6 protein-coding genes are annotated in these 6,626 nt (G+C 45.7%); 4 read left to right on the forward strand and 2 right to left on the reverse strand.

Annotation, left to right across the window (positions count from 1 at the left end):
• The coding region (locus tag A3757_RS11900) for a hypothetical protein (protein ID WP_156506292.1) at window positions 1–188 on the reverse strand (188 nt) is incomplete at its 3' end.
• 173 nt (window positions 189–361) lie between these two features.
• Here A3757_RS11900 and A3757_RS11905 point away from each other — a divergent pair.
• The 4 genes from A3757_RS11905 to A3757_RS11920 all read left to right on the forward strand — a co-directional run bounded on the left by A3757_RS11905 (window position 362) and on the right by A3757_RS11920 (window position 4,293).
• Entirely contained in the window at window positions 362–1,702 is a 1,341-nt protein-coding gene (locus tag A3757_RS11905) for a TRZ/ATZ family hydrolase (RefSeq protein WP_068553105.1), read from the forward strand.
• Window positions 1,703–1,748: 46 nt separating this feature from the next.
• Complete coding sequence (gene ubiG, locus A3757_RS11910) at window positions 1,749–2,465, forward strand: bifunctional 2-polyprenyl-6-hydroxyphenol methylase/3-demethylubiquinol 3-O-methyltransferase UbiG (protein WP_068506969.1); 717 nt, start codon at window positions 1,749–1,751, stop codon at window positions 2,463–2,465.
• 29 nt (window positions 2,466–2,494) lie between these two features.
• A complete protein-coding gene (locus tag A3757_RS11915) occupies window positions 2,495–3,151 on the forward strand; it encodes an HAD family hydrolase (RefSeq protein ID WP_068509853.1) in 657 nt (218 codons plus the stop codon).
• A gap of 77 nt (window positions 3,152–3,228) precedes the next feature.
• Window positions 3,229–4,293: a response regulator gene (locus A3757_RS11920; protein ID WP_068509852.1), complete on the forward strand. Its 1,065-nt coding sequence runs from the start codon at window positions 3,229–3,231 to the stop codon at window positions 4,291–4,293.
• Window positions 4,294–4,368: 75 nt separating this feature from the next.
• Here the strand turns inward: A3757_RS11920 and ptsP are convergent.
• Window positions 4,369–6,626 (reverse strand): phosphoenolpyruvate--protein phosphotransferase (ptsP, locus tag A3757_RS11925; protein ID WP_082872100.1); only part of this gene is annotated, 2,258 nt, incomplete at its 5' end.

Here is a 6,626-nt window from a genome sequence, read left to right on the forward strand (position 1 = left end):
TTTTGATAAATTGAGGCCAAGGACTTTTCGAGACGCTCTTTGTTCTCGTGCATAAATTTCAGCACATCTCCTTGCGCAATTTTATCTTTTTCTTGCTGCCACCATTGTATTAGAGCGTGTACACGCTTTTGCTTTCGATTATTCGAATCAAGCGGATCATCCTGTAGATCTTTATCAGGCTGGCTCATAAATTCTTCTCTTACTCTAATAACTAACCAAGGAAACGCTTAGAGTAACAATATTAATCTGTGCTAGCCACTTACCGAAGCTAGTTCAACGCGCAGCTTATTGCCAAGCATAGTAATAGAGGTATACTCTCACCCTTTCAAAATTGAACATATATAAACCTCTGGGTACCTATATGCCACAAGCGCAAACAGTTGATACGCTAATCCATGCTCGTTATATCATCCCTGTTCGACCACGAAACACCTGTTATGAGCATTACAGCCTTGCCATTAGAGATGACGAAATCGTAGACATACTTGCAAGCGCTAAAGCCCAAACCAAATATCAAGCTAAAAACACATATGAACTGAACGAGCACGCCATAATGCCCGGGCTCGTTAACGCTCACGGCCATAGTGCAATGACGCTGTTTCGTGGTCTCGCTGACGACCTGCCGCTTATGGAATGGCTCAACGACCATATTTGGCCTGCCGAGGGAAAATGGGTATCTGAGGCTTTTGTCCGTGACGGAACCGAACTGGCGATAGCAGAAATGCTGAGAGGCGGAACCACCTGCTTTAGCGACATGTACTTCTTCCCTAACATATCCGCCCAAGTCGCCGAGCAGTACGGCATACGCGCCCATCTATGCTGCCCAATATTAGATTTCCCTACCGTTTGGGGCAGCGGACCTGAAGAATATATCGAAAAAGCCTTAAGCCTTGCCATAGATTACGCTGACAGTGATCTCGTCGAGATCGGCTTCGGACCTCACGCACCCTATACCGTTTCAGACTCGCCTTTGGAAAACATCAGAGATCTGGCAATTGAGCATGATATACCAGTTCAAATCCATCTTCATGAAACAGCATTTGAAGTAGAGGAAGCTGTAAAGCAAAACAATAAGCGCCCCATACAAAGGCTCGTCGACTTAGGGTTAATTTCAGATAAGTTCGCCCTGCAATGCGTACACATGACAGAACTAAACGAACAAGATATTGAATCCTTAGCCAGCAACAAAGTACATGTAATACACTGCCCCGAATCGAACCTTAAACTTGCAAGCGGCTTTTGCCCTAGCGCCCAGCTAATATCAGAAAGCGTTAATGTTGCCCTGGGTACCGATGGTGCGGCCAGTAACAATGACCTCGATATGTTTGGCGAAATGCGTACCGCCGCCCTGCTTGCAAAGGCAGTCGCAAAAGACGCAAGCGCGATCGATGCAGCCAGTGCAATCGAGATGGCAACCATCAATGGCGCTGCAGCCTTAGGCATCGAAGAAATTACTGGTTCACTAGAGATAGGCAAAGCAGCAGATTTGATTGCCATCAAAATGGATGCATTAAATAGCCAACCGAGCTTTGATCCAATCTCAGATATTGTATACTCAGTCGCGTCCAACCAAGTAAGCCATAACTGGGTAAACGGAAAACTCCTTCTTGAAGAAGGCGAACTAAAATATATGGACACGCAGGAAATTATTGTTAAAGCCAAGAGCTGGGCAGCTAAAATTCGCTCGTCGACAGAAAGCTGACAATAAACGCCTTCTAGAAATATTTATAACACACGAATAGAGAAACATGAGCCAAACAGCCGCAAAAAACGTCGATCCAAATGAAATCGCTAAATTCGAAGCACTGGCTAGTCGCTGGTGGGACAAATCAAGCGAGTTTAAGCCGCTTCACGACATCAACCCGCTTCGTCTTAACTATATTGATGAACGCGCTCACCTTCCCGGCAAAAAAGTTGTAGACGTCGGCTGTGGCGGTGGGATCCTCTCTGAAGGGCTATGTCAGCGCGGTGCCTACGTAACGGGTATTGATATGGGTGAAGCCCCACTTTCTGTAGCAAGGCTACACGGTCTTGAATCAGGTGTTGAAGTTGACTATCGACAAATCACCGTAGAGTCCCTTGCTGACGAAGAAGCAGGCACCTATGACGTCGTCACCTGCCTGGAAATGCTTGAACACGTACCAGACCCTTCTTCAGTTATAGCGGCTTGTGCAAAGCTTCTGAAACCTGGCGGCGACCTATTCTTATCAACAATCAATCGTAACCCTAAAGCTTTTATGTTTGCCATTGTTGGCGCCGAACACCTACTAAAGATGCTACCGAAAGGCACGCACGAGTATAAGAAATTTATCAAGCCATCTGAGCTAACAAGTTACATCCGCAAGGCAAAACTGGACTTTCAAGATATTACCGGCATGGTCTACAACCCATTAATAAAAGAATACAAATTAGCGCGAGACGTCGATGTCAATTACCTGGTACATGCCACCAAGCCAATCGATTAGCTTATACCCCCTCATAAACGACATTCATAATGACAATTAGCGCTCTACTATTTGACCTGGACGGAACACTCGTTGATACAGCCAATGATTTTGTTCAGGTTCTCAATGAACAACTGATAAGTCACGGACGAAACCAGCTTCCAGCCGACACGATTCGTAATACTGTGTCCGATGGCGCAAGGGCTTTGGTAAAAATCGGCTTTGGCGGCGAACCCGGCACCGAGCCCTTTGAATCACTTAGACAAGAGTTATTGGAACGCTATGAATCGCTAGTAGGAAAGCATGCCAAGCTCTTTGACGGCATGGAAGAGGTTCTCACTCTTTGTGAAGACAAAGACATTCCCTGGGGAATTATCACCAACAAACCTCGCCTCTACACCGATCTATTATTACAGCGTATGGACCTAGACAAACGAAGCCGTGTGACACTCTGCCCCGATGATGTCCGCAAATCCAAGCCTGACCCAGAATCCCTTCTTTTAGCAGCAAAGCAACTTGGCCTTGCGCCCGGTAATATCGTCTACGCTGGCGATCACGAAAGAGACATTCAAGCAGGTCAAGCTGCTGAAATGATTACAGTAAGTGCGCTATACGGCTATATTAAGTGTCACAAATCGGCCAAAAAATGGCCAGCCGATTACCAAATTCAACACCCATCTGAACTAATTTCACTTTTTCTTACATAAGCCACACAAAAACTGCAGTACTTTTCCTGAAATCATCTATGCTTAAAGCATATATCGCATTGTTTTTAGGAGAAAGCATGGCTGTCAACACAGCGCTGGTCGTCGATGATTCAAAATCCGCACGGATAATGCTCAGTCGACTTGTTCAAAAGAACGGCCTCGAAGTTAATATGGTGGAATCAGGCGAAGAAGCTTTAAGCTATTTAGAAAGCTCACCATTGCCCGATCTTATATTCATGGATCATATGATGCCCGGAATGGACGGCTTGGCTACCACTCGAGAGATCAGTCAAAACCCCAAAACAGCGCATATCCCTATCCTTATGTACACCTCTAAGGAAGGGCCAGAGTATGAAGCAGAAATGCTATCTTCCGGTGCCTACGCCATGCTAGGCAAGCCCGCAAAGCCAGATAGATTAGCTGAACTTATCGAAGAACTTAACAGTCGCCCTGCTCCTGATATTGCGGCCGATTCAGCCGAGCCAGAAGAACTCAGCGCAGTCACTCTCGATACAGGTGATCTACCTGAATTAAGTAGTACTGAAAGCGAACCATTAGAACAAGAACCTATTGCGACCAGCTCCCCAGAGGAAGAGGAAGAAGAAATGAGCCAGGAACTAATCGAAAAAGTATCATCCAAACTAATCGCCAGAGCGATCGAAGATGCGCTACAACCAATCAGCGGCTCGCTGCATCGTCTTGAAACAAATATTCACGAGAATCAGAGTGAAATACGTAAACTTAGCGCAAGGCAAGATCAGAACGTCAACCATGTTTCACAGTCAGTACTCGACGCCAGCCTTAAGCAAACCGGTGTTCAGTTCCAAAACCAGATCACTGCAGAGATCAAAGCAGTTAGAGACCTGATTGAAAGTCGTGCCGATCTTTCCCCTGCTGCACTACAGCAAATAAAAGATATAGCAACCCAGACTGGCGCCGAAGCAGGAACCGCTATGGGTGAAAAAGCCGCGAGCAGTGCTGCCGAGGCCGTCGCAGCGAAAGTAAGTGCCGCACAGGCACAAATCCAAGTTCAGCAAGATATGCAGCCTTATGTTCAGCAAGCCAAGAAGGCGAATATGATTGCAGTGGTATCACTTGTCGTTGCCATTGGAGCCATCGCAAGCAACTTCCTACAGTTCTAGAAGACTAAAAGCACTTATCGAATCCCTCTTAATGCGCGCCAGCTCTTTAAAAGGGATTTTTTATTTGCGCAAACGCTAAGCCCCCGCTCGAATCAAGCCCCCCAAACCAGCACTCTCGAGCTCATCCTCAAGCATCTCACGTATACAGCTTTCATTTTCGAGATTCAGCGCTTTTGTTAGAAGCTGCCTGGCTTTCTTATGCGAAAACGAACGAATTACCCACTTAACCTTGGGAATATTAAAGGCACTCATACTTAGTGTATTGATCCCCATTCCAAGTAGTAAAATAACCGCTACAGGGTCAGAGGCCATTTCACCACACAAAGACACCTTAAGTCGACGGGATTGAGCAGTACATACAATATGATTAATACTTGCCAATACCGCCGGGTTTAGAAAGTTATATAAGTCAGAGACCTTCGGATTATTCCTATCCACTGCAAGTAGGTACTGCGTTAGATCATTAGAACCAATAGATATAAAGTCAATTCGCTTTGATAGGTGTGGCAGGGCCATCATTGCTGCTGGCACCTCTACCATTATACCCACGCTTGGCTTTGCAACTTTAAGCCCCATTGCAAGTAGCTGAGCCACTGCTTGGTCAAGCAACTCTCTGAACGCATCCACTTCTTCTACACGGCTAACCATCGGCAACATAATTTTCATATTGCCAATCCCAAGGTTTGCACGAAGTAACGCTCGAATCTGAGCCAGAAAAATACTACTATTATCAAGTGTAAAACGTATACCACGCCAACCCAGATAAGGGTTATCTTCCTCAAAGCTGAAGTACGGCAAAGCTTTATCACCACCTATATCAAGGGTGCGCATGTAAACAGAGCGCGGCGCATAAGCCTCTAAAATTTTCCGATAAACAGCAGTTTGCTCATCTTCGGTTGGAAATGTTTCATGCAGCATAAAAGGAATTTCAGAACGGTATAAGCCTACTCCTTCTGCGCCTCTCTCTAGCCCTGGAGATAAATCGGCAAGCAAACCTGTATTCGCATAAAGATTGATACGATAACCATCACTGGTCTCGGCGGGCTTATCCTTAAGCTTATCAAGCCCTGACATCAATCGGTTTTCTTGTGCTGCCAGCCTTTGATATTCCCGCTGCATTTGAGGCGAGGCATTAAAAATGACCTGCGCTCTATAACCATCCATGACAGCAACACTACCCTCAACCTTTGACCAATTAAGATCACCGACACCCATGATTGCGGTAATGCCGAGAGCACTGGCCAGAACGGCCGCATGAGATAAAACCGAGCCATCCACGCATACCAAGCCAACCAAATTTTGATTCGCATATTCAGCAATATCGGCGATGCTTAAATTCTTTGAAAGCAGAATAAAGGGTTCATTTGGCAGCTGGACATTAAAGTCATGCGCATTAATGCTGGCATAGATACGCAAACCCAAATGACGGATATCTTCTGATCGAGCACGTAAGTATGGATCATCCATCGACTCAAACTGCTTGGCATGGCGGTCAATAACGAGCTTCAAAGCGTAAGAAGCACAATAGCCCTCTTGGATTAGCGTCTCTGTATCGACAACGATGGCATCATTCTCAAGCAACATCAGGTATACACCAAACAAAGCCTGAACCTCTTGAGTTAAAGATGAAGCCAGCTTGTCTTCACCTGCTTCGATCTCGAGCTTGACAGATGCAATCGCGTCACGAAAAGACCTGATCTCTGAGTCAATATCAGTCACGCTCTCTTCTTCAACGCAAGCTAAATCTTTAAAGGGTGCAATAACCTTAACGAGCCCAATCGAAATGCCAGGTGCCCCCTTTACCCCGCTGACTTTTATTTGATCACTAACATCCTTGTTAACAATCGCAGCCAAACTCTCCTGCTTAAGTACTGAGGATAAAGGCCCTGCCAGTTGAGCTGCTATCGTAATTAGAAAAGCTTCTTCCTCAGCAGAAAAAAGCCGTTTATCTTTACACTGAATAACCAGTACGCCAATGAGGCGACGAAAACTAATAATTGGCACACCCAAAAAGCCGGAAAAATGCTCTTCTCCCGTTTCCGGAAAGTATCTGTAGTAACGATTCTGAGAACCATCCTCTAGATTTAAAAGCGTCTGGTTCTCACAAATATAGCCAACCAGGCCCTCACCTGTTTTCATACGAACGGAGCCAATCGCGTTATTCGAAAGGCCTTCTGAAGCAACAAGAACCCAATCTTTCTGTATCTCATCTTGAAGGTAGATACTACAAACGTCCGAGCCGGTTACATCTTTGACTCTGGCAACAATCAGGTTCAGCAATTCGTCTGCTGACTCAAGTTCCTCAGCTTCTGTAAAAATTCGTCGAAGAGCTT

Source organism: Oleiphilus sp. HI0117, from assembly GCF_001635235.1.

Coding starts and splice junctions, on each gene's coding strand:
- ubiG (WP_068506969.1), top strand. CDS start 1,749: ATGAGCCAAACAGCCGCAAAAAACGTCGATCCAAATGAAATCGCTAAA.
- A3757_RS11905 (WP_068553105.1), top strand. CDS start 362: ATGCCACAAGCGCAAACAGTTGATACGCTAATCCATGCTCGTTATATC.
- A3757_RS11920 (WP_068509852.1), top strand. CDS start 3,229: ATGGCTGTCAACACAGCGCTGGTCGTCGATGATTCAAAATCCGCACGG.
- A3757_RS11915 (WP_068509853.1), top strand. CDS start 2,495: ATGACAATTAGCGCTCTACTATTTGACCTGGACGGAACACTCGTTGAT.